25 protein-coding genes are annotated in these 25,257 nt (G+C 65.6%); 11 read left to right on the top strand and 14 right to left on the bottom strand.

What is annotated here, in order from left to right; translation table 11 throughout:
* Nucleotides 1-101: 101 nt before the first annotated feature.
* Complete coding sequence (locus tag GRI89_RS16050) at nucleotides 102-1,604, top strand: arylsulfatase (RefSeq protein WP_159797736.1); 1,503 nt, start codon at nucleotides 102-104, stop codon at nucleotides 1,602-1,604.
* 61 nt (nucleotides 1,605-1,665) lie between these two features.
* On the opposite strand, the gene GRI89_RS16045 is transcribed toward GRI89_RS16050, so the two are convergent.
* On the bottom strand, nucleotides 1,666-3,630 hold the full coding sequence (locus GRI89_RS16045; protein WP_159797734.1) for a TIR domain-containing protein: 1,965 nt from the start codon (nucleotides 3,628-3,630) through the stop codon (nucleotides 1,666-1,668).
* Between the two features lie 199 nt (nucleotides 3,631-3,829).
* On the opposite strand from GRI89_RS16045, the gene GRI89_RS16040 reads away from it, so the two are divergent.
* The 3 genes from GRI89_RS16040 to GRI89_RS16030 all read left to right on the top strand — a co-directional run bounded on the left by GRI89_RS16040 (nucleotide 3,830) and on the right by GRI89_RS16030 (nucleotide 4,987).
* Entirely contained in the window at nucleotides 3,830-4,279 is a 450-nt protein-coding gene (locus GRI89_RS16040) for a hypothetical protein (protein ID WP_159797732.1), read from the top strand.
* A 181-nt stretch (nucleotides 4,280-4,460) separates the two neighbouring features.
* Complete coding sequence (locus GRI89_RS16035) at nucleotides 4,461-4,739, top strand: hypothetical protein (RefSeq protein ID WP_159797730.1); 279 nt, start codon at nucleotides 4,461-4,463, stop codon at nucleotides 4,737-4,739.
* Nucleotides 4,736-4,987 carry an antitoxin Xre/MbcA/ParS toxin-binding domain-containing protein gene (locus GRI89_RS16030; RefSeq protein ID WP_235913464.1) on the top strand — a complete coding sequence of 84 codons (252 nt, stop codon included), beginning with the start codon at nucleotides 4,736-4,738 and terminating at the stop codon, nucleotides 4,985-4,987. The genes GRI89_RS16035 and GRI89_RS16030 overlap by 4 nt, the downstream gene beginning before the upstream one ends.
* 342 nt (nucleotides 4,988-5,329) lie before the next feature.
* On the opposite strand, the gene GRI89_RS16025 is transcribed toward GRI89_RS16030, so the two are convergent.
* The 3 genes from GRI89_RS16025 to GRI89_RS16015 form a co-directional block, all read right to left on the bottom strand.
* Entirely contained in the window at nucleotides 5,330-5,482 is a 153-nt protein-coding gene (locus GRI89_RS16025; protein WP_159797726.1) for a hypothetical protein, read from the bottom strand.
* Nucleotides 5,483-5,532: 50 nt separating this feature from the next.
* The gene (gene infA / locus GRI89_RS16020) at nucleotides 5,533-5,802 is read right to left on the bottom strand and encodes a translation initiation factor IF-1 (protein ID WP_159797724.1); all 270 of its coding nucleotides are present in this window, start codon (nucleotides 5,800-5,802) and stop codon (nucleotides 5,533-5,535) included.
* 184 nt (nucleotides 5,803-5,986) lie between these two features.
* Nucleotides 5,987-7,183 (bottom strand): phospholipase D-like domain-containing protein, encoded by a 1,197-nt coding sequence (locus GRI89_RS16015; RefSeq protein WP_159797722.1) that lies wholly within the window; start codon nucleotides 7,181-7,183, stop codon nucleotides 5,987-5,989.
* 104 nt (nucleotides 7,184-7,287) lie between these two features.
* Between GRI89_RS16015 and rpoZ the strand changes: the two genes are divergently transcribed.
* Nucleotides 7,288-7,635 (top strand): DNA-directed RNA polymerase subunit omega, encoded by a 348-nt coding sequence (gene rpoZ, locus GRI89_RS16010; protein WP_159797720.1) that lies wholly within the window; start codon nucleotides 7,288-7,290, stop codon nucleotides 7,633-7,635.
* Nucleotides 7,636-7,730: 95 nt separating this feature from the next.
* Complete coding sequence (locus GRI89_RS16005) at nucleotides 7,731-8,861, top strand: DUF3667 domain-containing protein (RefSeq protein WP_159797718.1); 1,131 nt, start codon at nucleotides 7,731-7,733, stop codon at nucleotides 8,859-8,861.
* A gap of 9 nt (nucleotides 8,862-8,870) precedes the next feature.
* Here the strand turns inward: GRI89_RS16005 and ftsH are convergent, their stop codons facing one another.
* Nucleotides 8,871-10,820 carry an ATP-dependent zinc metalloprotease FtsH gene (gene ftsH, locus GRI89_RS16000; RefSeq protein WP_159797716.1) on the bottom strand — a complete coding sequence of 650 codons (1,950 nt, stop codon included), beginning with the start codon at nucleotides 10,818-10,820 and terminating at the stop codon, nucleotides 8,871-8,873.
* A gap of 155 nt (nucleotides 10,821-10,975) precedes the next feature.
* On the opposite strand from ftsH, the gene GRI89_RS15995 reads away from it, so the two are divergent.
* Nucleotides 10,976-11,872 carry a TauD/TfdA dioxygenase family protein gene (locus GRI89_RS15995; protein ID WP_159797714.1) on the top strand — a complete coding sequence of 299 codons (897 nt, stop codon included), beginning with the start codon at nucleotides 10,976-10,978 and terminating at the stop codon, nucleotides 11,870-11,872.
* A gap of 3 nt (nucleotides 11,873-11,875) precedes the next feature.
* Here GRI89_RS15995 and GRI89_RS15990 read toward each other — a convergent pair whose 3' ends face one another.
* From GRI89_RS15990 to GRI89_RS15980, 3 genes are all read right to left on the bottom strand, one after another.
* Nucleotides 11,876-12,991 (bottom strand): pyridoxal phosphate-dependent aminotransferase, encoded by a 1,116-nt coding sequence (locus GRI89_RS15990; protein WP_159797712.1) that lies wholly within the window; start codon nucleotides 12,989-12,991, stop codon nucleotides 11,876-11,878.
* Between the two features lie 14 nt (nucleotides 12,992-13,005).
* Nucleotides 13,006-13,827, bottom strand: coding sequence for a sulfite exporter TauE/SafE family protein (locus GRI89_RS15985; protein ID WP_328598312.1), 822 nt, complete (start codon nucleotides 13,825-13,827; stop codon nucleotides 13,006-13,008).
* A gap of 84 nt (nucleotides 13,828-13,911) precedes the next feature.
* Nucleotides 13,912-14,730, bottom strand: coding sequence for a nuclear transport factor 2 family protein (locus tag GRI89_RS15980; RefSeq protein WP_159797708.1), 819 nt, complete (start codon nucleotides 14,728-14,730; stop codon nucleotides 13,912-13,914).
* Nucleotides 14,731-14,771: 41 nt separating this feature from the next.
* On the opposite strand from GRI89_RS15980, the gene GRI89_RS15975 reads away from it, so the two are divergent.
* Nucleotides 14,772-15,899: an oxidoreductase gene (locus tag GRI89_RS15975; protein WP_159797706.1), complete on the top strand. Its 1,128-nt coding sequence runs from the start codon at nucleotides 14,772-14,774 to the stop codon at nucleotides 15,897-15,899.
* Nucleotides 15,900-15,908: 9 nt separating this feature from the next.
* Complete coding sequence (locus tag GRI89_RS15970; protein WP_159797704.1) at nucleotides 15,909-16,712, top strand: class I mannose-6-phosphate isomerase; 804 nt, start codon at nucleotides 15,909-15,911, stop codon at nucleotides 16,710-16,712.
* Nucleotides 16,713-16,876: 164 nt separating this feature from the next.
* Here GRI89_RS15970 and mmsB read toward each other — a convergent pair whose 3' ends face one another.
* The 6 genes from mmsB to GRI89_RS15940 all read right to left on the bottom strand — a co-directional run bounded on the left by mmsB (nucleotide 16,877) and on the right by GRI89_RS15940 (nucleotide 22,344).
* Nucleotides 16,877-17,746, bottom strand: a complete 870-nt coding sequence (gene mmsB, locus GRI89_RS15965; protein WP_159797702.1) for a 3-hydroxyisobutyrate dehydrogenase — start codon at nucleotides 17,744-17,746, stop codon at nucleotides 16,877-16,879.
* A 1-nt stretch (nucleotide 17,747) separates the two neighbouring features.
* Nucleotides 17,748-17,996 carry a hypothetical protein gene (locus tag GRI89_RS15960; protein ID WP_159797700.1) on the bottom strand — a complete coding sequence of 83 codons (249 nt, stop codon included), beginning with the start codon at nucleotides 17,994-17,996 and terminating at the stop codon, nucleotides 17,748-17,750.
* Nucleotides 17,993-18,775, bottom strand: a complete 783-nt coding sequence (locus tag GRI89_RS15955) for an enoyl-CoA hydratase-related protein (protein WP_159797698.1) — start codon at nucleotides 18,773-18,775, stop codon at nucleotides 17,993-17,995. The genes GRI89_RS15960 and GRI89_RS15955 overlap by 4 nt, the downstream gene beginning before the upstream one ends.
* Entirely contained in the window at nucleotides 18,772-19,650 is an 879-nt protein-coding gene (locus tag GRI89_RS15950; protein WP_328598311.1) for a polysaccharide deacetylase family protein, read from the bottom strand. The genes GRI89_RS15955 and GRI89_RS15950 overlap by 4 nt, the downstream gene beginning before the upstream one ends.
* Nucleotides 19,651-19,706: 56 nt before the next feature.
* A complete protein-coding gene (locus tag GRI89_RS15945) occupies nucleotides 19,707-21,203 on the bottom strand; it encodes a CoA-acylating methylmalonate-semialdehyde dehydrogenase (protein WP_159797851.1) in 1,497 nt (498 codons plus the stop codon).
* A gap of 115 nt (nucleotides 21,204-21,318) precedes the next feature.
* Nucleotides 21,319-22,344: a helix-turn-helix transcriptional regulator gene (locus tag GRI89_RS15940; protein WP_201290955.1), complete on the bottom strand. Its 1,026-nt coding sequence runs from the start codon at nucleotides 22,342-22,344 to the stop codon at nucleotides 21,319-21,321.
* Between the two features lie 66 nt (nucleotides 22,345-22,410).
* Between GRI89_RS15940 and cysD the strand changes: the two genes are divergently transcribed.
* Both cysD and cysN read left to right on the top strand, forming a co-directional pair.
* Nucleotides 22,411-23,331, top strand: coding sequence for a sulfate adenylyltransferase subunit CysD (cysD, locus tag GRI89_RS15935; RefSeq protein WP_159797694.1), 921 nt, complete (start codon nucleotides 22,411-22,413; stop codon nucleotides 23,329-23,331).
* Nucleotides 23,331-25,247 (top strand): sulfate adenylyltransferase subunit CysN, encoded by a 1,917-nt coding sequence (gene cysN, locus GRI89_RS15930; protein ID WP_159797692.1) that lies wholly within the window; start codon nucleotides 23,331-23,333, stop codon nucleotides 25,245-25,247. Before cysD ends, cysN begins: the two co-directional genes overlap by 1 nt.
* Nucleotides 25,248-25,257: the final 10 nt, after the last annotated feature.

Here is a 25,257-nt window from a genome sequence, read left to right as displayed (position 1 = left end):
ACAGCAGCCTGATCGGTAGTTCGCCCGATGGGCGTCCCCCTCCCGTCCCGCCATCGTGCTTTCCGCGATTCTATCCGAACAGACGCGCAGGAGAGACTCCCATGGCCGACAAGCAACCAAACATCTTGATACTGTGGGGAGACGACATCGGTCAGTCGAACCTCAGCATCTTCACCAAGGGCATGATGGGCTATCGCACGCCCAACATCGACAGCATCGCCGAGCAAGGCATGCTGTTCACCGACTACTACGCCGAACAGAGCTGCACCGCAGGCCGCGCCAGCTTCATCATGGGACAGAACGGTGTTCGCACGGGCCTGACCAAGGTGGGTATGCCGGGCGCCAAGGAAGGGATGCTGAAGGTAAACCCGACCATCGCGACGGTGCTCAAATCGGCCGGCTATGCGACCGGGCAGTTCGGCAAGAACCACCTGGGCGACCGCGACGAGCACCTTCCGACGATGCACGGCTTCGACGAGTTCTTCGGCAACCTCTATCACCTCAACGCCGAGGAAGAGCCGGAGAACGTCGACTACCCCAAGGCGGAGGATTTCCCGGACTTCAAGAAAAACTATGGTCCGCGCGGCGTGCTTCACTGCCATGCCGACGGCAAGGGCGGACAGAAGATCGAGGATACCGGCCCGCTGACCAAGAAGCGCATGGAAACGATCGACGAAGAGGTCGCGGAAAAGGCCACTGCCTTCATCAAGAAGACCGTGGAATCGGGCGAACCGTTCTTCGTCTGGTTCAACACCACCCACATGCACTTCCGCACCCACGCGAAGCCGGAAAGTCGCGGCCAGGCCGGACGTTGGCAGAGCGAGTATCACGACGTGATGATCGACCACGACAAGGTGATCGGCCAGATGCTCGCCCTGCTCGACGAGCTCGGCATCGCGGACAACACCTTCGTGATGTACTCGACCGACAACGGACCGCACTGCAACTCCTGGCCGGATGCCGGCACCACGCCGTTCCGTTCGGAGAAGAACACGAGCTATGAAGGCGCGTATCGCGTACCTGCCATGGTGCGCTGGCCGGGCAAGATCCCTGCCGGCTCGATCTCCAACGATATCGTTTCGCACCTCGACTGGCTGCCGACCTTCGCCGAAATGGCCGGGATCGATGACATCACCGGCCAGCTCAAGAAGGGCGCCACTCTCAATGGCAATAAGTATAAGGTTCACCTCGACGGACTGAGCCAGGTCGGTCACCTGACAAAGGGCGAGAAGTCGCCGCGCGAGGGCTTCATCTACTGGACCGACGAGGGCGACGTCGCTGCCATCAGAGTCGACAACTGGAAAGCGCTGTTCATGGAACAGCGCTGCACGGGCACGCTCCAGATCTGGGCGGAGCCGTTTGTGACCTTGCGAACGCCGAAGCTGTTCAACTTGCGTACCGATCCTTACGAGAACGCGGACATCACCTCCAACTCGTATTGGGACTGGTATCTCGACCGTGCTTTCATACTCGTCCCGATGCAGGGGATCATCGGCAAGTTCCTCGAGACGCTGAAGGAGTTCCCGCCGAGCCAGAAGGCAGGCAGCTTCAACCTCGAAAAGGTGATGGAAACCATGACCAACACCGCCTCCGGCGGCGCCTGACACGCCGGCAGAGGAGGAAAGGCTCCCGCTTCGGCGGGGGCCTTTTTTCGCGGGAGCGAGATCAGGCCTGCGTCACGGCCGCCAGCGCCTTGCACCTGGCAAGCGGCACTTCCGTCCCGCAAAAGTCCGGCCACACCCCCCGCGTGTTCCAGTAATCGACCAGGCCCGCCTGCGTGGCAAAGCGCCAGAAGCGTGGGTCTTGCCTAAGCGGGGCCATCGTCGGTCCAAACAGAAATGCGGTGATCGGCGCGCTGCGGGCTTGCTTTGCCGCTCGCGCATCCAGAAGGCCGAAAGCTGCATCGGGCTGCCCCAGAAGCACCAGCGCCGGTGCCGCGAATTCGACCTGCATCTGCCCCAGGCGCACCGCTTCGGCAATGGCACTCGCAGCCCGCGACTTGTCCGCAGCCGAACCACTGATCCGGGCGCGGACGAACTGTTCAAGCGCCGACAACTCGCCAGGCGTAGCGTCGGGAGCGACCCGCGCAATAACCGGCAGGACATCCAGAGCCTTCGCGGGATCGTCACCAAAGGCATAGAGGCGGAATAGCTCCGACTGGGTGCTTGGCAGGTCGGGATGATACCGAACCATGCGGTCGATCGTTTCTCGCGCTAGTCCGGGATTACCGCTCAGATCTTCGGTCAACGACTTGCGCCAACCAATCGGCGAGGCGGTCGGCCTCATCGCCATGGCCCGGACGCAATGCTCGCGCGCCTCCTCCAGCCGCCCCACCGCACCCAGCAAGTTGCATTCGCGCATGCTGAGGAATGGAAACTCGGGAGCCTGGCGCAGGGCATCGAGCAGCAGGTCTTCCTGCTTCGCCAGGTCCGCGTTGTTGCCCCTCTCCATGATATAGCGCGCATCGAATGCGGCGCCGGCCGCAGCCGGATCGAGCGCAATGGCTTTTTCGATCTCCTCGGTGCGCCGTGCTGGTTCGTCGTTGAGTGAGAGGGCCAGCATGGCGTGCGCGTGCGCCGAACCGGGCAGACGCCTTACAAGCTCCTCGAAGATTCGCCGAGCCCGGCCTTCCTTCTCGGAAGAGAACATGGCTGTGGCATTGCCCCCCTCAATGAAGGCGGCAATGTCCTTGGAAGCGAGCTTGAGACCGTCCTGCTTTTCGGCATCGCGCACGGCGTTGAGCGATTCGGCCACCACGACCGAGGCTGCGACCGCCACCAGATCGGCATTCGCCTCTGCGTCTTCGAACTGTCCGCTCCAGACGGTTTCCCCGCTCGGCAAATGCTCGATCTGGGCGAAGACCCTGACCCTTCCGCCCGTTGCCACCGCCGTACCCTTCAGCGCGAATCCCGCGTCGCCATCCGGCTGTTCGACCGGGAGCGTACGATAACCGGCGTCACCGAGGATTTCCTGTGCGGTGTTCTTCATAGTCGTCGCCAGCAGCGCGGCGGCGGGTCCGCCTTCTGCGGCAAAGGTGGCAACCTGAACCGGTTGCTCGGTCAGCTTAGCCGATGCTCCGGACGAACGCAGGAAGTACACGCCGGCGACCAGCAGGGCGAGGGCCAAGGAAACAGCAGCAATCGCCATGGCGCCACGGCCGGTCCGGTGGCGCGTTCCACCACCGCCGTTGTCGGAGGTTGGAGATGTCGGAGCCGGTATCGGCGTATCACCGCTCTTGCCGATGTGACGCCGCAAGTCCGAAACGAAGGCCTGCCATACCGCGTCGGACCGGTCGCCATTCCAGTGCGAGAGTTCGGCGGTCTGGGTAAGCTCGAACATGATCGGTCGCTTGCAGGGGGCGATCATCGCCGGGACCAGCTTGTGCGCCCGGTCGGCCTCGGTCGCCTCGGCGCGGACCCAGCGCGAATTGATCGAGTTGGGCGACCACAGCACCACCACGGCACGGGACTCTTCGAGCGCGCGCTCGGTCACCGTGTCGTAGGTTTCGCCCGAACGCAGCGTCGCATCCCACCACACACTGAAGCCCTCGGCTGCAAGAGCATCGGCGAATTGCTTCGCCCGCGCGGCGTCGGCCCGGTTGTAGGACAGGAAGATGTCTGGTCCGGACACGGCGCTTCCCCGCTGTGGAACTCGACCATTACAAACATTTACTACAAAGAAGCTGGCCGTGCCCCCTGCTCCGGCGCTCGAAGCACAATCGGCGATCTTTTCGATTGCGACTACCGACAAGACAAGCAGAATCTTGACCGCGTGCCGGTAGGTAACAAACGCCTTTCCTACAGGCCCCTACCTGTGCCTTCATCGGGCCATGCCCGAATCCAACACTCGCTGGCCCGCCTACGCGCGGGTGCCGCCGTTCCTGCCGGTCCCGCTCCGCACCCGTCGTGACGGGTGGACCGACGAGCGGCAGGCGAATTTCATCGGTTACCTCGCCGAGACCGGCTGCGTCGCCGAGGCGGCGCGGCGGGTGGGGATGAGCGCGCGGGCCGCGTGGCGGCTGCGGAACAGCGCCGGGGAAACCAGCCTGGCGCACGCCTGGGACGTGGTGATGGCGCTGCACGCCGGGCTGCGACACGGTGACGACGGCTTCCCGCGCCGGAATGTCGCGCTGCCCGAGCTGATGGAGTGGGCCATCGAGGGTCCGATCCTCGTCCTCATGCTGCGCCGGAAATTCCGCTCGGCCCGGCGGGTACCGAGCGATCCCGCGCTGTTTCGGCTGCTTCGCCGAAGCTACTCCCATGCCCGGCGGGAGCGGTAAGTTGACACAACACTTTCTGGCCGTTTCTCCTGAATTTAGCCGCGTTTGCCCGTTCAAACCCGAATTGATGCAGCGCCCGGCCATAACTGTGCTAGGCATTCCCATCGCAGGCAAACGACCGAGTAGGCGCCTGCGGCTGAGAGACACGGTGTGCGCTCCCGCTTACGCAGAGGAGCTCCGTGTGGACCTGAACCAGCTATATTTCGACTATCAACGCCTGCGGCTGCAGGCCGATCGATCGGCCAACCTGCAGGAAAAGCAGACATCGGGCCGTGAGGCGGCAACGATCGCAGGCCGCATCTGGCGGATGCAGCGCAGCATGGGCGCCGATGCCGCGAACGGCTGGCGGATACTCGAAGCAATTGGTGCCAACCAGGCGATTCCTCCCAATCGCATCGTCAGCGAATGCATCCAGGTATCGCGACACGTGCCCGGCGCCACCAACGGAAATCTGGAGTGACAGATCGCACCTCCCCGCGGCCACGTCTCGCCCCCGACAGTGCCAGACGACAGGGTGAAATCACGCGACTGGCCCTCGTCCTGCTGGGACGAGAGGGAGCGCTCGAATTCCTCAACGGTCAGAACGCCGGCCTCGGCGCTCGGCCGCTCGACCTGGCGATTGCCAGCGAGGGCGGGCGCGCCCGGGTGGAAACGGAACTGCGGCGAATGACCTGCCGGGAAGACGGATCAGGGGAGGCAATCCGATGAGCCGGTTCCCAGATAGCTATCCTGCTCCTGCTGGTCCTGCTCGCTTCATGGTCGATCTATTTCTGGCGCGTGCTGTACATGGCAGAAGACATCCGCATCAGGCGGCACATGCGCAAGGCCAGGATGGCCGACCAGAAGCGGGCCAGGGAAGCGGCGAGCGAAGAGTAGCAGTACGAACGGCTAGATCGGCGGTTCGGTCTTCCGTCATGTGCGAGACGCACCACGCACACGCCATCGCTGCGCCCATCTGTGAGGGTACGGCGATCCCCGGCAGCGCAGCGTCGGGAATAGCTCCCGCCTCCGCGGCCGGCGTGTCCGCCAGGCGCGGATTGAGCAGCTCGCTCAATCGACCATCGCCGCGACGAGGCGGCGCAGTTCGAGCGTGCTGAGAGTTGCGGAAAGGCGCTTGCCCTTGGGGTCGCCATTGCCGGCTTCCGTCCGGTAACGGGGGGACAGCCGGGGGCGCGAATTCGCGCCGATTGAATGTGTAGTCATATTGTTGTTGTGACGGCCGATCGGCCGCCCTTTCATGTTTGTTGCGGGCATCATCGCCTGAAGCCGCCGCGGCGCCTTGCGCCACCTGGCCCTGCTCCGGGCGTTCGCTCGCGATAGACGATCCGGCCCTTGGTCAGATCGTAGGGTGTCATTTCCACGTGGACCCGATCGCCGACGACCGAGCGGATACGGTAACGCCGCATCTTTCCGGCGGTATAGGCGACAAGCGAATGCTGGTTGTCGAGCAGGACGCGAAAGCGTCCATCGGGCAGGATCTCTTCGATCTGACCTTCGAGTGTGAGCAGTTCTTCTTTCGCCAAGGCGCGGGGTCCTCCGGGAGGAATGGATGAATCAGCGCACGGACTGCTGGCCCGCGCGGCGGTGCCGAAAAAGCAGCGGGAAGGAAGGAAGCGGCAGGCCTTTGCCCGGCCGTCAAATTCCGTCGCAAGCGACGTCAGCTGGACGAGAGATAGGGATTACCGGTGAAATAGCAACCCGCGCGCCTCACAGGCCGAGGTTGAGGCGGCGGCTGACCGAATAGTCGATCACCGAAACGAGCACCCAGCTCAGCCACCAGCGCAGCCGCGTGAAAGGCGTGGCGCGGGCCTTGTGCAGTGACGGGGTAATCGGCGTGGAGGCCGACTGCAGGTGGTCGATGAACTGCCGCATCCGTGCCGCCAGTGCGGCATCCTCGATCTTCACCACGATCTCGAGGTTTATGTAGAGGCTGCGCATGTCGAAATTGGCGCTGCCGGCGTAGACCGCATCGTCGAGCACGATCAGCTTGGTGTGAAGCTTGCTCGGCTCGAATTCGAAAATCTTCGCCCGCGCCCTGAGTAGGGAGCCGTAGAGCAGGCGCGAGGCGCCGATCGTCGCAGCATTGTCGGACTTGGCGGCAAGCACGAGACGCGTGCCCCCCTTGCGCGCAATGCGGCGGATGCGGCGCATCAGCATGAACTCGGGCGAAAAGTAGGCCATGACCATGTCGAGCCGCTCGCCGCGGATCAGGTCGCGCGTGACGCTCTTCGCCCAGGGCGAGCGCCCGCGGGTCGGCCCGCCCACGAGCAGTTGCACCGGCGCGCGCCCGCCCTCCCATTCGCGCACCCGGCGCCGGATGTCGATGAAGCGGGCGTGCGGATCCCGGGTCCACTCCTCGAGCTCGCGAAACCATTCGGCGACGCGCTCCACCAGACTGCCCTCGACAGTAAAGGCAAGGTCGTTCCAGCCGTCCTCGCGCGCCGAAGTGAAATAGTCGTCTTCGACATTGAAGCCGCCGAGCATGGCGACCCTGCCGTCTGCCACTACGATCTTCTGGTGGTTGCGGATCAGGAAGCGCACCGACCATTTCGGCAGGAAGCGGCAGAAATAGCCACCTGCCTCGACCAGTTCGGCGAAGAAGTCGTTTTCCACCTTGGCGCCGAAGCCGTCGACGATCAGCGAAACATCGACCCCGCGACGGGCGGCGGCGACCAGCGCATCGCGCACCCGCGCACCAGCCTTGTCGGGGGTGAAAATGTAGAAGGCCATGCGCAGGCTCGTGGTGGCGTTGTCGATCATCGCGCAGAGCCGCTCGAGCCGGTCGCGCCCGGCCGGGAAGAATTCGAGCGCCTGGCCCTGCGCCTCGATCGCGAAGGGTTGCGGATCGGCATAGTCCCTGCTGGCCGGCGGCGTCGGGGCTGCAGCGCTGGCGGGACTCTCCATGGCCGCTGCATAGCACGGCGCGCGGGCCCGAAAACCTTGACTCTCGCGCCGGTGGTGACTAGGTGGCGCGCTTTCCCGCAACACCCATTTTCCTGAGGTGCCCGATGGCGCGCGTTACCGTCGAAGATTGTGTCGACAAGGTCTCCAACCGTTTCGATCTCGTCCTGCTGGCTGCCCAGCGGGCGCGCGAGATTTCAGGCGGGGCGGAACTGACCATCGATCGCGACCGCGACAAGAACCCGGTCGTGGCCCTGCGCGAGATCGCCGAAGAGACCGTCAAGCCGAAATATCTGCAGGAAAGCCTGGTCACCGGTCTGCAGAAGATTCTCCCGGACGACGAGGACGAGGCCGACGAAATCGGCTCGCTCAGCCAGTCGGCCGAGGCCATGCGCCTCTCGGCCGCCGCACCGACCCGTTCGACCTCGATCGGCGCCGATTACGACGGCAGCTGATCCGGGATCGAACCCAACGAACGAGGGCCGCCATCGCGCGGCCCTTTTTCGTTTCGGCGTTCCGCGTTAGGATTGCCCCCGCAAGGGGGTAAGTCATGAGCGATTTCGGCGAAGCGGTTGGCAGCATGGTCGAGGGCGGCCTGCTCGCCCGCGCGGTCGAACCCCAGGCCGGCGAAGGTAAGGACGGGCACACGCATGAAGGCGCCTGCCTCAACTGTGGCACCGCGATGGTCGGACAGCACTGCCACGCCTGCGGTCAGCGGGCACACGTCCACAAGACCCTCGGCGCCTTCATGCACGACCTGCTGCACGGCGTGTTCCATCTCGAAGGCAAGACCTGGCACACCCTGCCGATGCTGGCGTGGAAACCCGGCGAGCTGACGCGGCGCTACATCGACGGCCAGCGCGCCTATTTCGTATCGCCGATGGCGCTGTTCCTGTTCTCGGTCTTCCTGATGTTCGCGGTGTTCCAGATCGCTGGCATCTCCACGCCCGACGACCTGAACACTCCGGGGCAGGTCGTTAGCGAAGAGACGACGGACGATCTCGAAGGCCTGCGTCAGGCGCGCAAGGCGATGGGCGACGACAACCCGGCCTCCCCGATCATCGACACTCAGATCGAGCGGCTGGAGAAGGAGGCCGCCGGCAAGGACGCCGAGTCATCGGCGACCGTCGAAGACGCTGCCCCCGCGCCGGCTGCCACAACCAACAAAGCCGCCGCTGACGACGGCAAGGAAGTCCTCGCCAGCACCAGCGACGGACTGGCCAGGATCACCACCGACAAGAATCCCACCGGTATTTCCGTCATCGACCGCCTGATCGAGAAGTGGCGCCACAACCCGGAACTCATGGCCTACAAGCTGCAGGCCAACAGCTACAAGTTCTCGTGGCTGCTGATCCCGCTGTCGATACCGTTCGTCTGGCTGCTGTTCCTGTGGCGTCGCCGCTTCGGGGCCTACGACCACGCGGTCTTCGTGACCTATTCGCTGTCTTTCATGACGCTGCTGTTCGTCATTCTGACCGTGCTGGGGCAGTTCGGCGTTTCGACCGCCCTGCTCGTGACCGTCGGCACGATGGTCCCGATCTACCACATCTACCGCCAGCTCAAGGGTGCCTACGGCCTCTCGCGCTTCTCCGCGCTGTGGCGCACCAGCGTGCTGCTGGTGTTCATCGTGGTGATCCTGGCACTGTTCCTGAACGTGCTGCTGCTGCTCGGAGCATTCTGAGGCGGAGCGTCAGGCGCCTTGCGGCGCCGCCCCGCCCTCACCCGAGAAGCGCTTGCCGGCCTTGGGCACCGCCGAACCGCTGGTCGGCTTGGCGATGATCGGGCCCTTGGGCTTGTCGCTACGGTCGAACTTGCCATCCTTGAGCAGCTGCTCGATTTCCTCGCCGTTGAGCGTTTCATATTCGAGCAGCGCCTGGGCAAGCAGGTGGAGCTTGTCTTCCTGGCTCTTGAGCACTTCGGTCGCGCGCTTGTAGGCGCCTTCGATCAGCGAGCGAATTTCTGCGTCGATGAGCTGGTTGGTCTCGTTGGAGCCCATGGTGCGGTGCGAACCGCCCATGCCGAGATAGCCTTCCTGTTGCTCTTCGTACTGCAGCGGGCCGAGCTTGTCGGACATGCCCCACTTGGTGACCATGTTGCGGGCAAGGTCGGTGGCGTACTGGATGTCGCCGGACGCGCCGCTCGACACCTTGTCGTGACCGAAGATGATCTCTTCCGCCACGCGGCCGCCCATGCTGACCGCCAAGTTGGCGTGCATCTTGTCGCGGTGGTACGAATAGTTGTCGCGTTCCGGCAGGCGCATGACCATGCCCAGCGCGCGGCCGCGCGGGATGATCGTGGCCTTGTGGATCGGGTCGGACGCCGCCTCGTTGACGCTGACGAGGGCGTGGCCGGCCTCGTGGTAGGCGGTCATCTTCTTCTCGTCGTCGGTCATGACCATACTGCGCCGTTCGGCGCCCATCATGACCTTGTCTTTGGCGTCCTCGAACTCCTGCATCGCGACGAGGCGCTTGTTGCGCCGCGCAGCAAGCAAAGCCGCCTCGTTGACGAGGTTGGCGAGGTCCGCGCCGGAGAAGCCGGGCGTGCCCCGGGCGATGGTGCGCGGGTTCACGTCGGGGGCCAGCGGCACCTTCTTCATGTGCACGGCGAGGATCTTCTCGCGCCCGTCGATGTCGGGGATCGGCACCACCACCTGGCGGTCGAAGCGGCCCGGACGCAGCAGCGCCGGGTCGAGCACGTCGGGCCGGTTGGTCGCGGCGATGATGATGATGCCCTCATTGGCCTCGAAGCCGTCCATCTCGACGAGGAGCTGGTTCAGCGTCTGCTCGCGCTCGTCGTTCGAGTTGCCGAGGCCGTGACCGCGATGACGGCCGACCGCGTCGATTTCGTCGATGAAGACGATGCACGGCGCGTTCTTCTTGGCCTGCTCGAACATGTCACGCACGCGGCTCGCGCCGACGCCGACGAACATCTCGACGAAGTCGGAGCCGGAAATGGTGAAGAACGGCACGCCCGCCTCACCCGCGATGGCGCGGGCGAGCAGGGTCTTGCCGGTACCGGGCGAGCCGACCAGCAGTGCGCCTTTGGGAATCTGCCCGCCGAGCTTGGAGAAGCGCTGCGGGTCCTTGAGGAATTCGACGATTTCCTCGAGCTCCTCGCGCGCCTCGTCGATGCCGGCGACGTCGTCGAAGGTCACCCGGCCCTGCCGTTCGGTCAGCAACTTGGCCTTGGACTTGCCAAAGCCCATTGCACCCGATCCGCCGCCCTTCTGCACCTGGCGCAGGGCGAAGAACGCAACGCCGAGGATCAGCAGAAACGGCAGCGACTGGATGAGGATATAGGTCAGGACGCCCATCTCCTCCTTCTGCGCGCCGGAATAGCGCACGCCCTTTTCGTCGAGCAGCTTGGTCAGGCTGGTGTCGTTCTCGACCGGGACCGTGGTGAAGGTCTGCCCGTTCTTGAGCGTGCCGCTGATCCTGTCGGGAGAAATCTCGACCTTCTCGACCGACCCTTCGGCTACTTTCGAGCGGAAATCCGAATAATCCATCGCGTTGGCGGTCGTCGTCCGCGGCCCGCCAAACATGGAAACCACCAGCAGCAGGGCGAGGAAAATCCCGCCCCACACCATCAGGCTCTTCATCCACGGGTTGGGATTGTTTTCGGGTTCGCGATTTTCACTCATCAGGTCGGGTCCAGCCTTTCGCCTATGAATGTAGGCTCGCGAGGGTGAATGGCAAGTTGATGAGGCCACGGTTCACACCAAGTGTGACAAATCGGTCCGAGGTGGGGCATAGCAGCGTCGGCTCGAAGACTTGCGGTCCGGGCGGGAGAGACTGGATGGCATTGCTTCAGGCAAGGAACCTGACCGACGGATTCGGCAGCGAAATTTCCGGTCTCGACACTCGGACGCCGATGAGCGTGAAAGTCCGTGACGCGCTGGCCGACCTGTTCCACCGGCGTCAGGCGCTGCTTTTCCGCTCCCCCGTTCTCACACCCCGCGAATATGTCACCTTCATCCGCAACTTCGGCGAGCCCGACGATTCCGACACCTCGCGCTATCACGAGCCGATCGACATCGACGGTTTCAAGGGGCTGCGGCTGGTCTCGAACATCGAGGAGAAGGGCAGGAACGTTGGCCAGTTCGGCGCCGACGAGATGGGCTGGCACCAGGACCGCTGGACCGACGCCGCGCCGCCTCCCGCCACCGCGCTGCACGGGGTCGAGGTCACCCGCACCGGCGGCCGCACCGGGATCGCCAACCTCTGCGACGCCTGGGAGGCCATGCCCGCCGGCCTCAAGGCACGGATCGAGGGGCGCTCGATCCACTTCCCGCTCAAGGTCAACGATTTCGAAGGCTCGCTCGACGAGGCCGACATCCATGACGAAACGCTGTTCCGCGTCGTCCCGCTGGTCCAGCGCCATGCGGTGACCGGGCGCAGGTTCGTGTTCCTCGGCGCGCGGAGGATCCTCGCCTACATCGACACCGCGCCGCGCATCACGGGGCTCGGCAAGGCGGAGAGCGCCGAGCTACTCGATACGATCTACGATCACGTCGCACGTCCGGAATTCGCCTATCTCCACCAGTGGCGTGCGGGCGACATCCTGCTGTGGGACAACCGCTGCTGCGTGCACCGGCGCGAGGCGTTCGACCCGGCCGAACGGCGCCTGCTTTACGGCACGCCGATCGTGCGCTCGGAGCTGCTGTGGCGTGGCCAGCCGGCACTGGCCTCCTGACGATCAGGCCAGTCCGCCGATCACCTCGGGCAAGGCGGCGCAATAGCGCGACACGTCATCGAGCTTGCCGGTGCTGACCCGGGAATACTGCTTCCACGGACCGTAGGCACCGCGAATCGAGATTCCGCGTTCGGCCATGGCCTTCTGCACCGCGTTGGCATCGGACACCTCGACGTAGACGAAGTTGGTCTGCGAAGGCAGCGAGGTCAGGCCCGCCTGTTTGACCGCATCGAGGATCATCGAACGCCCCTCGACGATCACCGCCTTCGATTTCTCGAGGAAGCCATGGTCGTTGTACGAAGCGATCGCCGCGGCAAGGCCCGAAACGTTGCCGCCGAAGCTCATTAGGTAACCGCCGATGAGGCGCGCATTCTCCGGAGAGGTGATCGCGTAGCCCACCCGCATCCCGGCCATTCCATAGATCTTCGAGAAGGTCCGGCAGACGATCACGTCCTGCCCCTCGCGCACCAAATCCATCAGTGTGTTGGCGGCGGGATCGTCGACCAGTTCGTTGTAGGCCTCGTCGACCAGCAGCGTCGCCTTGGGCACGACCTGCGCGGCGAAGGCGCGCATCTTTGCCGGGTCGATCAGCATTGCGGTGGGGTTGTTGGGGTTGCAGATGTGGACCAGCGAGACGCTGTCATCGACCGCCGCGGCCATGCCGGCGAGATCGACGTCCATGTCTCCGGCCAGCGGGACGCGGATCGCCTTGGCACCCTGCCGCTCCCCGTATTGCACCGTGGTGTCCCAGAACAGCGAAGGACAGACGATCGTGCCCTTGGCGCCCCAGGCTAGCGCGATGGCGGAGAGAATCTCGGTCGAGCCTTCGCCGATCACGACCTGCTCGGGCGCGACCATGTGGCGCTCGGCGATCATGTCGCGCAGCTTAGCCACGCCCTTGTCGGAATAGTAGCAGCCCTTGGTCGCGGTATCGGTGATCGCCTGCAGCGCGCTCGGCGCGGGCCCGTAGGGGTTTTCGTTCCGGCTGAGCAGCGCCTGTCCGCTGTTGGGGCCGAATACCGGCTGCGGCGCGTCCTTGCCAAACACCCCCTGCGCGGCGACGGCAACGGTGCCCGCCACGGCGGTTCCGGCGATGAAGTTCCTGCGGTTGATTTGCATGGCGTGGTCTCCCTTCACTGGCCGTTGGCGATCATCGTGATGCCCACGAAGATCAGGTAGAATCCGAAAACGGTTCGCAGCAGCGGCGCGCTGAGCTTGTGCGCGGCGGCGACCCCAAGCGGGGCGACGAGCACCGAGGTGACGATGATTGCCAGCGCCGCGGGCAGGTTGACGTAGCCGACCGAACCCCACGGCAGCCCCGGCGCCATGAAGCCGATGACCATGAACCCGACCGCCCCCGGAAAGGCGATGATCGCCCCCATGCCCGAGGCGGTGCCGATGGCGCGGTGAATCGGCGCGCCGCACATGGTCATCACCACCGTGGTGATCGTCCCCCCGCCGATGCCGAGCAGGGCCGAGAGCAGCCCGAGACCACCGGCCAACCCGGCGCGGGTCGTGCCGTCCGGCATGGCCGCGGCGACACGCCGGTCATGCAGGGCCGGCGTGAGGAAATGCACCGCGAACAGCAGCACTCCGACGCCGAATATGATCGCCAGCGTCGCGCTCGAGATCATGTCCGCGACCCAGGTGCCCAGCACCGTGCCGATCACGACCCATGGCGCCCAGGTCCTGAGCAGCTCGAAATCCACCGCACCGCGGCGGGCATGCGCGTTTACCGAGCGGATCGACGTGAAGATGATCGAGGCGAGCGAAGTGCCGACCGCGACATGGGTCAGCTGATCCGGTTCGGTGCCGAGCAGCGGCAGGATCAGCATCAGCGCGGGCACCACCACGAACCCGCCGCCGATCCCGAAAAGTCCCCCGGCGAAACCCGCCCCCGCCCCTGCCGCGAGTAGCGCGGCGAGCGGCAGCAGGAACGATCCGGTTTGGCCCACGGATCGCCATCCTATAGCGCCGGGTTCTTCCGTCCAGTCAAAATGTTGCAATGCAATAGCTGCACTGCAAAATAGTTTGGAAGCTCAGGCATTGCCGCCGAAAGTCCGCTCGCCGCGGCGGGTGACGTGGATGTCGCAGATCAGCCCGTCGCGCAGCTGGTAAACCACCCGCACCGGCACATCGTAGAACTCGCCTTGCTTGAGCGGGCCGACCACGAAATCGGGTGCATCCTCGACCGCAGTGAAGCGGCTTACGGCGTCGTAGACGATCTTGCCGTCGGTGAATTCGAGGTGCTCGGGGATGACCGTTTCGCGCACCTTGGCGAACATCGGCCTGTAGAAGTCGATGATGCCCTGCTTGCCGACCACGTCGCCGACCGAGCTGGTCAGGTGCAGCGTGACGTCGTCGGTGTAGAACTGCGGGAAGTGCTCGAACTCGGCGCCGGAGAAGGCCGCCGAATAGGCCTGGAAAGCCGCCTGCTGGCTCGGGTGGGTGCCCAGCCGCGGCAGCTTGGTCACGCCATGCTCTGGCGGCCAGGTCATCGACTTGAGCTCGGCGATCTTGCCGTCGGCATTCAGCGTATAGGTGACGAAGAACTTCACCGTCACGAGGTCGCCGGGGAACAACTCGCCGAACGGGAAGTCAGGCCGGTGCTTGCTGGCGTGGAAGTCCATGTCGACCTCGGCGAACAGCAGACCGTCGCGGCTCAGCACGGTCTGCGGGCGCATGACCTCGCGCACGCCGTCGTGCGCCCAGGTGAGGAACGCGAGCAGCCCGTCCGCCCCCTCGCGCACGCCGTTGGCGCTGACCATGCGGCAATCGGTCGCGAAAAAGCGCTCGACCAGCGCGGCATCGTCGCCGGTGTTGAACAGCGCTTCGTAGGCTTGATAGTCGAGTTCCATCAGGCGAGTATGGCCGCTGCCTCTCGTGTAGGAAAGCCGCAATGACTGGACCCTCGCCGCTGTTCACGCCGTTCCGGCTCGGCCCGCTCATGCTGGCCAACCGCTTCGTGATGCCGGCGATGCAGCGCGGGATGTGCGAGGCGGGTGCGCCCAAGCCCGAGCTGGCCGCCTACTACGCCCGCCGCGCAGCCGGGGGCGTGCCGCTGATCATCGGCGAGAGCGCGGCGATCGACCATCCCTCCTCGACCGTGCAGCCGACCTCGGCGCACATCAACGCCAAGACCGCCTCGGCCTGGCAGGGCTGCGTCGATGCGGTGCGCCGCGAGGGCGGGGAGATGCTGCTGCAGCTGTGGCACGAGGGCGCGCTGCGGACCGACGGACAGGCGCTCAGCCCCTCGGGCAAGGCCTCGCCGAAGAAGGACAGCGGCCGGGCCATGACCCGCGCCGAGATGGAGGAAATCGGCGAAGGCTTCGTCCGTTCGGCCATGGTCGCGCAGGACATCGGCGCTGCCGGGGTCGAGGTCCACGCCGCGCACGGCTACCTGCTCGACCAGTTCCTCTGGCACGGCTCCAACGTCCGCGACGACGGCTACGGCGGCCCCGCCATTGCCGACCGGGCGCGCTTCCCGGCTGAAATCGTCCGCGCCATCCGCGCCGAGTGCGGCCCCGACTTCGTCATCTCGCTGCGCTTCAGCCAGTGGAAGGAGGTCGACTACGACGCCAGGGTCGCCGCCGACTGCGCCGAACTGGAAACGCTCGCCACCATGCTGCGCGAGGCCGGGGTCGACGTCCTGCACTGCTCGACCCGGCGCTTCTGGGAGCCCGAGTGGGACGGCGACGGCCGCAACCTTGCCGGCTGGGTCAAGACCCTCGGCGGCCTCCCCACCATCACCGTCGGCAGCGTCGGGCTCGATACCGACGTGATGACGGTGTTCATGGAAGGCCGCGATCCCGGTGCGCGGGTCGGCGAGGCGATCGAGGACCTTGAAACGCGACTGGCGGCTGGCGAGTTCGACCTCGTCGCGGTCGGCCGGGCGCTGATCGGCGACCCCGACTTCGTGAAGAAGATCGAGGCGCGCGACTACGCCGCCATCCGCACCTTCACCCGTGCCGATCTCGGCAAGCTCGAGTGGGACACCTCGATTGTCGAGGAAGCCCACGCGGGGTAAGGCCGGGCGATGTTGCTCGAGACCAAGACCGTCGAGAAACCCTGGGGCCGAACCGACCTGCCCGCCCCGTTCACCGCGCCGCACGGCCAGCGGATCGGCGAGATCTGGTTTGTGCCGCCGCCCGAGCTTTCCGGCCTGCTGGTGAAGTACCTTTTCACCAGCGAAAAGCTCTCGGTCCAGTGCCACCCGTCCGACGCGCAGACCGAGGCGATGGGCATCGGCAGGCAGGGCAAGGAGGAATGCTGGCTGGTGATCGACGCCGAACCGGGCGCGACGCTCGGCATCGGCTTCGACCGTGAACTGGGCCCCGACGAAATGCGCGCCGCCGCGCTCGACGGCAGCATCGAGGACCTGCTGACCTGGCACGAAGTCAGTGCCGGCGACTTCTTCTACATCCCGGCGGGCACCGTCCACGCCATCGGCCCGGGCTGCTCGATCATTGAGGTCCAGCAGAACTCGGACATCACCTACCGCCTCTACGACTACGGCCGCCCGCGCGATCTGCACCTCGACGAAGGCGTGGCGGTGGCGAAGGGCGAGCCCTATCCGGCCAGCCTGAAGAACTACGTCGGGCACGGCTCGGATGTCGGACTGGTCGACGGGCCCTGGTTCCGGCTCGACCAGCTTGCCGGTGGTCCCGACCCGGCGATCTCGGCGCGCTACCGCGGCCCCTTGCTGGTGATCCCGCGCGAGGGCGAAGTCACGGTCGAAGGCGAGACCGTATCGCCCGGCCAATGCGCGCTGGCCCGTGAGATCGACGCGGTCGAATTCGCCGAAGACGGCACCTGCCTCATCGCCCAGCCCATGGCTTGAGGTTTACATGCGCTTGACACTGTTGACAGTGTCTTGGGGTAAAACTCCGGGTTGCCGCAAACTGGTCCGATTTCCTCAAGCCTGACCGCCGAATCTCCATCGGGCGACCCAAGCACAACCAAGGGCTTGTAGGACAGCAAATTCCTCCCCGACACGGGGAGGAATTACAGCGTCTCGATGATCGCCGAGAAGTCGCGGCCGCCGTTGCCGGCGGCGTCGAAGGCTTCGTAGAGTTCGCGCGCGTGGCGGCCCATCTGAGCGTCCACCCCGGCGGTTTCCGCCGCTTCCATCGCCAGCCTCAGGTCCTTGAGCATCAGCCCGGCGGCGAAACCGCCCTTGTAGCCGTTGTCCGCCGGTGTGGTCGGGCCGACGCCGGGAAGCGGGCAATAGCTCGTCACCGACCACGACTGGCCCGAGGAGACCGAGGCGATGTCGTAAAACACCTTCGGGTCGAGCCCGAGCCGCTGCGCCATGGTGAAGGCCTCGCAGGTGCCGATCATGTGGATGCCGAGCATCATGTTGTTGCAGATCTTGGCCGCCTGCCCCGCCCCCGCGCCGCCGGCGTGGATCACCGCCTTGCCCATGCCTTCGAGAACGGCCTTCGCCCGCTCGAACCCCTCGTCGCTGCCGCCGACCATGAAGGTCAGCGTGCCGGCATTGGCCGCGGCGATGCCGCCCGAGACCGGGGCATCGACCATCGCGTAACCGGCATCGGCTGCCAGTTGCTCGACCTCGCGCGCGGTGGCGACGTCGATGGTCGAGCAATCGATCAGGATGGCGTCGGTGGGCGCGGTGCCGATCACGTCCGACGTGAAGACCGATTTCACGATTCCGCCGTTGGGCAGCATCGAGACGACCGCATCGACGCCCTCGACCGCTTCGCGCACCGAAGCGAACGTTTCGCAGCCGTTGTTCCGGGCCGCATCGAGCGCTTCATTCGCAAGGTCGAACGCGCGCACCGCGTGCCCTTCCTTGACGAGGTTAGCGGCCATCCCGCCGCCCATGTTGCCGAGGCCGATGAAGGCGATTTTCATTTCACACTCCCATGCGGGCGAAGCCCGCGATTACCATCAATATCCCGGCCAACAATTCGAACACGCCTTCGTAGCGGGCCAATTGGGTTCGACGCGGATTGCCATCAACGACTCCGAACGACAGCAAGCGGTGGACAAGCGAATGTAGTCCGCCCTTGATCCCGGTCAGTGCTTCCACCGACAACCAAATGACCGCCATTCCTCCGCCGATAAGCGCAAGGGGAAGGATGCCGTCCGGAATGAGGTTCACCGCCCCTTCCACACACCCGGTCGCTTCTCGACGAAGGCCTTCATGCCCTCCGCCTTGTCCTCGCTCGCGGCGAGGACCTGGAACAGGCGGCGTTCGAACAGCAGGCCCTGTTCGAGCGTCGTCTCGTAGGCGGCGTTGACCATCTCCTTGTTGGCGATCGCGGCCATCGGCGGCATCGACGCGATCGTCTCGGCGGTCTTCAGTGCATCTTCGAGCAGGTCGGCGAGCGGCACGACGCGGGCGACGAGGCTCGAACGCTCGGCCTCCCCGGCGTCCATCATCCGCCCGGTGAGGCACATCTCCATCGCCTTGGCCTTGCCGACCGCGCGGGTCAGCCGCTGGCTGCCGCCCATGCCGGGCGCGACGCCGAGCTTGATTTCGGGCTGGCCGAACTTGGCGCTGTCGGCGGCGATGATGAAGTCGGCCATCATCGCCAGCTCGCACCCGCCGCCCAGCGCGAAGCCGTTGACCGCGGCGATCCACGGCTTGCGGGTCCGCTTCACGAGGTCGGACTGCCAGCCGGAGAAGTGATCCTCGAGGTAGAAATCGACCGCCGGCTTGTCGGCCATCTCCTTGATGTCCGCCCCGGCGGCAAAGGCCTTCTCGCCGCTGCCGGTCAGCACCGCGCAGAGCTGGGTGTGGTCGGCCTCGTAGGCGGCGAAAGCGTCGATCAGCTCGGCCAGCACCTTGCTGTTGAGCGCGTTGAGCGCCTGCGGCCGGTTGAGCGTGATGAGCGTCACCGCACCGCGGGTTTCGACGAGAATGGTTTCGTAGCTCATTTGCCTTCCTTCTTCAGAACCCGGCGGTCGAACTCCGCGGTCGCGAGCGTCTCGCTGTTGCGCGCATACCATCGCGGCGCGGGAAAGCCGCGTTCCCATGCGACCATTTCGGTGATGGTCCCCTGCGCGCTCGCCACATCGGGCAGCATCGCGGCGAGCGGGTCGGCGAAGGCCTCGTCGGCGGTGATGACTTCCCAGCCCCTGGCCCTGAGCGCGGCGACGAGATCGGCGACGAACAGCGCCGAAAGGTCCGTCTCGTGCATCAATAGGATGTGTGCCGGGGACCGGCCCAGGGACTTGCGCGCGAGGTCGTCGTAGAATTCGGCCGCGTCCACATGGCTCTCGACCCACAGGTCGCGCAGGGCATTCATGTCCATCGGCTCACCGGCGGCTTTGGCCGCAATCGCGAGGTCGTCGTACTTCCAGTCGCTCGCGTCGACCGTCACCACGCCGTTCGACAGGCCGCGCGCGGCGAGCCCGGCGCGCACCGCCTCGCGCTTCGTCCGGTCCTCACGGCCCTCGTCGAGATAGGGGAAACGCATCCACGGGCGGCTGCTCGCATGCGGGGCGAGCCATTCGGCCGCCTTGTCCACGTCGTCAAGGAAAGCCTCGGCGCTCACCTGCGACAGGTGCGGGTGGCTGAAGGTGTGATTGCCAAGCACATGGCCTGCAGCTTCGTAGCGCGCGATCCGCTCCGCCCCGCCGGTGGTCTTGGCGAGGTTGCCGGTGGTGACGAAGAACGCGGCCTGCCCGACGCCTGCCTGCCGCAGGCCGTCGATCAGGCGTTCGGTCCGTTCATCCTCGGACAGGAAGGCGCCCGGATTGCGCGGTACGTCGTCGAAGGTCAGCGCGATGCGCTTGGGCCCTTCGGGCACGGTAGCGCAGGCAGCGAGACAGGCCGCAGCCAGCAAAGCAAAGAGCGCGCGAAGCATCATCCCATCGTCGGTATCACGAAGGCGTTGGAGCCGTCACCGCCGCCGTCGGGCCAGCGCTGGGTGACCTTCTTGAGCTTGGTCCAGAACTTGAGTCCCTCCGTGCCGTACTGGTCGGTGTCGCCGAAGCCCGAGCGCTTCCAGCCGCCGAAGCTGTGATAGCTGACCGGGACGGGGATCGGCACGTTCACGCCGACCATGCCGACGTTGACCCGGGTGGCAAATTCGCGCGCGGCGTGGCCGCTGCGGGTGAAGATGGCGACGCCGTTGCCGTACTGGTGCTCGCTGGGCAAGCGCAGCGCTTCCTCGAAGTCCTTTGCCCGCACGATCTGCAGGACGGGGCCGAAGATCTCGTTGTGGTAGCTCGCCATGTCGGGGGTGACGTGGTCGATCAGGGTCGGGCCGACGAAGAAGCCGTCCTCGTGCCCCTGCAGGGTGAAGCCGCGCCCGTCGATGACGATCTCGCCGCCTTCCTTCTCGGCGGTGGCGATCCAGTCCTCGATCCGCTGTTTGTGCTCGGCGGTGACCACCGGGCCGTAATGCGCTTCGGGATCGGTCGAGACACCGACGCGCAGCGCGTTGATTGCGGGAATGAGCTTGGCCTTGAGCCGCTCCGCCGTGTCCTCGCCGACCGGGACCACCACGGGCAGCGCCATGCAGCGCTCGCCGGCGCTACCGAAGGCCGCACCGGCGAGGTCGCCCACCACCATGTCGAGGTCGGCGTCGGGCATGACGATGCCGTGGTTCTTGGCCCCGCCCATCGCCTGCACGCGCTTGCCCGCACGCACGCCGCGTTCGTAGACGTAGTGGGCGATGTCGGACGAGCCGACGAAGCTGACCGCGGCGATGTCAGGGTGGTCGAGGATGGCGTCGACCATTTCCTTGTCGCCGTGGACCACCTGCAGCAGCCCCTCGGGCGCACCGGCCTCGAGGAACAGTTCGGCGAGGCGCACCGGCACGCTGGGATCGCGCTCGGAGGGCTTGAGGATGAAGGCGTTGCCCGCCGCGATGGCCATGCCGAACATCCACATCGGGATCATCGCCGGGAAGTTGAACGGGGTGATGCCCGCGCCGATGCCGAGCGGCTGGCGCATCGAATAGACGTCGATGCCCGGGCCCGCGCCCTGGGTGTACTCGCCCTTGAGGACCTGCGGGATGCCGCAGGCGTATTCGATCACTTCGAGCCCGCGCTGGACGTCGCCCTTGGCGTCGTCGATGACCTTGCCATGCTCGCTCGACAGCAGCCGGGCGAGGTCTTCCATGTTGGCCTCGATCAGCTCCTTGAACCTGAACATCACGCGGGCGCGCTTCTGCGGATTGGTTGCCGCCCAGCCGGGCTGGACCTGCTTCGCGGTCGCCACGGCGCGGTCGAGCAACGCGGCATCGCCGAGCGCGACTTCGGCCTGCACCGCGCCGCTGTTGGGGTCGAAGACCTTGTGGGTGCGGGCCGGCGCGCTGCCGGTACCGCCGACTATGAAATGGTCGATCTGGCGCATGAGGATCATGCACTCCTTTCAGGTGAAACTATTTTTCTTGCGCCCTGCATGAGCGCGGTGCGCTTTGCAAGGTCTCCCTCGGTGAACGAACGTCCCCCTACGCCTATCGGTATCGTCAGGCGAGGGCGAGCACGCTGGTCAGGATGTGCCGCACGAGGTCGGCCTGCCCGCGCGCGCCGGTCTTGGCGTAGATCTTTTTCGAGTAATTGCGCGCGGTCTCGATGGTCAGGCCATGCGCGGCGGCGGCCTCGGATATGCTCATGCCCTGTGCCATCGACCAGGCGAGCCGCGCTTCGCTCGGGGTGAGCTGGAACAGGTCGGCGAGCTGCTCGTGGCGGTCGGCGAGCGAGGTGCGGTCGCCGCGCAGGTAAACGGCCGCGACCGCCTGCGATCCGCCGGACAGCGTATCGACCCTGAGCGGGGAGACGAGAAGGTCGATCCACGGGTCGTGGCTGAGGTTGATCGCGCGCGGGCGCTCATCGGGTGAGGCGGCGAACCGGCGGGCCAGCGCGGTCAGTTCGCGGTCGACAGCGGGATTGGCAGGGGTGAGGCGGTCGTAGCTGCCGCAGCGCAGGAGGCCCGACTGTTGCAGCACCCGCTCGGCTTGCGGATCGAGGTCGACGATGCGGCACTTCCCGTCGATGGCGATCCACCCGAAGTTCATCCGCCTCACCGCGTCGTCGCTCATGACCGAACGCGCCCGCTCGCGCTCCAGGGCGGCAAAGACGCGCAAGGCGACGCGCAGGTGCGGTGCGAGCGCGGCGAGGAGGCTTCCGGCGGCAGCGGGCAATGCGCCGGGCCCTGCGACCGTGAGCACCGCGTCGATCCCGCTTTCCTCGCGCACCCGCACCGCGCGCAGGTCCCCGGCGATGGCGCCCTCGAATTCGCTCGCGGCATAGCTGCGATTCTCGCGCAGCGCCGTCCCGCTCGTATCGACCGCCTCGATCGCACCGGCGGGGGCATCTCCGTGGGCCAGCACCAGCCCGTGCGCGGCGTGCGGCGGGGTCAGGACCAGCCCTGCGAACGGCACTTCGCAGACCGCGGCGAGGCGGGCGAGGAAGGTGCGCCACATCGGCTGCTCGAACAGCCCGTCATGCAGCGGCACAAGAAGATCTGTCTCGCCGAGGGCCGGAAAGCGCATGTATCAGGCCATAATCCCTCCCATATGGGAGGTCCATAGCGAACCGACAGGACTATGCCCGGAGCCATGAGCGAGACTGCGACCCTGACTCACCTCCAGCGCCTCGAAGCCGAGGCGATCCACATCATGCGCGAAGTCGTCGCCGAGGCGGACAAGCCGGTGATGCTCTATTCGGTCGGCAAGGACAGCGCCGTCATGCTGCACCTGGCGCGCAAGGCCTTTTACCCCTCGCCGCCGCCCTTCCCGCTGCTCCACGTCGACACCACGTGGAAGTTCAAGGACATGTACGCGCTGCGCGACAAGATGGCGCGCGAGAGCGGCATGGACCTGCTCGTCTACCACAACGAGGAGGCCAAGGAGCGCGGGATCAACCCGTTCGACCACGGCCCGCTGCACACCGACATGTGGAAGACCGAGGGGCTCAAGCAGGCGTTGACCAAGTACGGTTTTGACGCGGCCTTCGGCGGCGCCCGGCGCGACGAGGAAAAGAGCCGCGCCAAGGAGCGCATCTTCAGCTTCCGCACCGCCAGCCACGGCTGGGACCCGAAGAACCAGCGCCCCGAGCTGTGGAACCTCTACAACGCCAAGAAGAACAAGGGGGAGAGCATCCGCATCTTCCCGATCAGCAACTGGACCGAACTCGACATCTGGCAATACATCATGGCCGAGGGGATCGAGATCGTCCCGCTCTACTTCGCCGCCAAGCGACCGACCTTCGTGCATGACGGCCAGCTGCTGATGGCCGACGATATCGAGCGGCTCGAAAGCGTGCTCGGCTATCGCCCGGACATCACCGAACGCTCGGTCCGCTTCCGCACGCTCGGCTGCTTCCCGCTGACCGGTGCGGTGGAGAGCGAGGCGGCGACGCTCAGCGACGTGGTGCAGGAAACCCTGCTCACCACCACCAGCGAGCGGCAGGGCCGCGTGATCGACAAGGACGCCGGCGGCGCCGGCATGGAGAAGAAGAAGCAGGAGGGCTACTTCTGATGGCCGACCAGGACGTCATCTACAAAACCGAAGCCCTCATCGCCGAGGACATCGACGCGTACCTCGACCAGCACCAGCACAAGACGATGCTGCGCTTCATCACCTGTGGCAGCGTCGACGACGGCAAGTCCACGCTGATCGGCCGCCTGCTCTACGATTCGAAGATGATCTTCGAGGACCAGCTGGCCGCGCTCGAGGACGATTCGAAGAAGGTCGGCACGCAGGGCCAGGAAATCGACTTCGCGCTGCTGGTCGACGGCCTCGCCGCCGAGCGCGAGCAGGGCATCACCATCGATGTCGCTTATCGCTTCTTCAACACCGAAAGGCGCAAGTTCATCGTCGCCGACTGTCCGGGCCACGAGCAGTACACCCGCAACATGGTCACCGGCGCATCGACCGCCGACCTCGCGGTGATCCTGATCGACGCGCGCAAGGGCGTGCTCGTCCAGACCCGCCGCCACAGCTTCCTGTGCCACCTGATCGGCATCCGGAACATCGTGCTGGCGGTGAACAAGATGGACCTCGTCGACTACTCGCAGGAGGTCTTCGACAAGATCGTCGCCGACTATGCCGGGTTCGCCAAGGAAATCGGCATCGAGAGCTTCACCGCCCTCCCCATTTCCGGCTTCAAGGGCGACAATATCACCACCGCGCCGAGCGCCAACACCCCGTGGTACGAAGGCCCAAGCCTCATCGATCACCTCGAGACGGTCGAAGTCCGTTCGGCGGTCGACCGCAACAAGCCGTTCCGCATGCCGGTGCAGTGGGTCAACCGCCCCAACCTCGACTTCCGCGGCTTCTCCGGCCTGATCGCCACCGGATCGATCAAGCCGGGCGACGCGGTGCGCGTGCTGCCCTCGGGCAAGACCAGCACCGTCAAGAGCATCGTCACCTTCGACGGCGAGCTCGACGAGGGAGTCGCCGGCCAGTCGCTCACGCTGACCTTCGCCGACGAGATCGACTGCTCGCGCGGCAACGTGATTTCCGTATCCGACAACCCGCCGCAGGTCGCCGACCAGTTCGAGGCGACGATAGTGTGGATGGCCGACGAGGCGCTCCACGTCGGGCGCAGCTACTGGCTCAAGCTGGCGACGCAGACCGTCTCGGCAACGGTGCAGGCGCCGAAGTACGAGATCGACGTCAACAGCCTCGAACACCTCGCGGCGAAGACGCTCGAACTCAACCAGATCGGCGTAGCCGAAGTGCTGACAGACAAGCCGATCGTGTTCGAGCCCTACACCGACAACCGCACGCTCGGCGGCTTCATCCTGGTCGACAAGATAACCAACGCCACCGTCGCCGCCGGGATGCTCAACTTCAGCCTGCGACGCAGCCAGAACGTCCACTGGCAGCCGACCGACGTGACCCGCGAGAGCCACGCGATAATGAAGAACCAGACGCCCAGGCTGCTGTGGTTCACCGGCCTTTCCGGCTCGGGCAAGTCGACCATTGCCAACGAGGTCGAGAAGAGGCTCGCCTTGATGAACCGCCACACCTTCCTGCTCGACGGCGACAACGTGCGCCACGGGCTCAACAAGGACCTCGGCTTCACCGAGGCCGACCGGATCGAGAACATCCGCCGCGTCGGCGAAGTGGCCAAGCTGATGGTCGATGCGGGCCTGATCGTCATGACCGCCTTTATCAGTCCGTTCCGCGCCGAGCGGCAGATGGTGCGCGACATGCTGCCGGAGGGCGAGTTCGTGGAGATCTTCGTCGATACCCCGCTCGAAGTGGCCGAGGCGCGCGACGTAAAGGGGCTGTACAAGAAGGCCCGCTCGGGCGAACTTAAGAACTTCACCGGGATCGACAGCCCCTACGAAGTGCCGGAAAAGCCGGATATCGTGGTCAACACGGTCGAAATGAGCGTCGAGGAGGCCGCGCAGCACATCGTCGACCAGTTGCTGCCGCTGAAATGATGTTTCTTTT

Source organism: Croceibacterium salegens (assembly GCF_009827435.1).
GTDB lineage: Bacteria > Pseudomonadota > Alphaproteobacteria > Sphingomonadales > Sphingomonadaceae > Croceibacterium_B > Croceibacterium_B salegens.
This window is presented reverse-complemented; position numbering and strand designations above follow the sequence as displayed.

Bases quoted from the DNA above. Each gene is read 5' to 3' on its own strand.
- GRI89_RS16050 (WP_159797736.1), top strand. From the start codon at position 102: ATGGCCGACAAGCAACCAAACATCTTGATACTGTGGGGAGACGACATC.
- GRI89_RS16040 (WP_159797732.1), top strand. From the start codon at position 3,830: ATGCCCGAATCCAACACTCGCTGGCCCGCCTACGCGCGGGTGCCGCCG.
- GRI89_RS16025 (WP_159797726.1), bottom strand. From the start codon at position 5,482: ATGACTACACATTCAATCGGCGCGAATTCGCGCCCCCGGCTGTCCCCC.
- GRI89_RS16015 (WP_159797722.1), bottom strand. From the start codon at position 7,183: ATGGAGAGTCCCGCCAGCGCTGCAGCCCCGACGCCGCCGGCCAGCAGG.
- rpoZ (WP_159797720.1), top strand. From the start codon at position 7,288: ATGGCGCGCGTTACCGTCGAAGATTGTGTCGACAAGGTCTCCAACCGT.
- GRI89_RS16005 (WP_159797718.1), top strand. From the start codon at position 7,731: ATGAGCGATTTCGGCGAAGCGGTTGGCAGCATGGTCGAGGGCGGCCTG.
- ftsH (WP_159797716.1), bottom strand. From the start codon at position 10,820: ATGAGTGAAAATCGCGAACCCGAAAACAATCCCAACCCGTGGATGAAG.
- GRI89_RS15995 (WP_159797714.1), top strand. From the start codon at position 10,976: ATGGCATTGCTTCAGGCAAGGAACCTGACCGACGGATTCGGCAGCGAA.
- GRI89_RS15990 (WP_159797712.1), bottom strand. From the start codon at position 12,991: ATGCAAATCAACCGCAGGAACTTCATCGCCGGAACCGCCGTGGCGGGC.
- GRI89_RS15980 (WP_159797708.1), bottom strand. From the start codon at position 14,730: ATGGAACTCGACTATCAAGCCTACGAAGCGCTGTTCAACACCGGCGAC.
- GRI89_RS15975 (WP_159797706.1), top strand. From the start codon at position 14,772: ATGACTGGACCCTCGCCGCTGTTCACGCCGTTCCGGCTCGGCCCGCTC.
- GRI89_RS15970 (WP_159797704.1), top strand. From the start codon at position 15,909: ATGTTGCTCGAGACCAAGACCGTCGAGAAACCCTGGGGCCGAACCGAC.
- mmsB (WP_159797702.1), bottom strand. From the start codon at position 17,746: ATGAAAATCGCCTTCATCGGCCTCGGCAACATGGGCGGCGGGATGGCC.
- GRI89_RS15955 (WP_159797698.1), bottom strand. From the start codon at position 18,775: ATGAGCTACGAAACCATTCTCGTCGAAACCCGCGGTGCGGTGACGCTC.
- GRI89_RS15945 (WP_159797851.1), bottom strand. From the start codon at position 21,203: ATGCGCCAGATCGACCATTTCATAGTCGGCGGTACCGGCAGCGCGCCG.
- GRI89_RS15940 (WP_201290955.1), bottom strand. From the start codon at position 22,344: ATGCGCTTTCCGGCCCTCGGCGAGACAGATCTTCTTGTGCCGCTGCAT.
- cysD (WP_159797694.1), top strand. From the start codon at position 22,411: ATGAGCGAGACTGCGACCCTGACTCACCTCCAGCGCCTCGAAGCCGAG.
- cysN (WP_159797692.1), top strand. From the start codon at position 23,331: ATGGCCGACCAGGACGTCATCTACAAAACCGAAGCCCTCATCGCCGAG.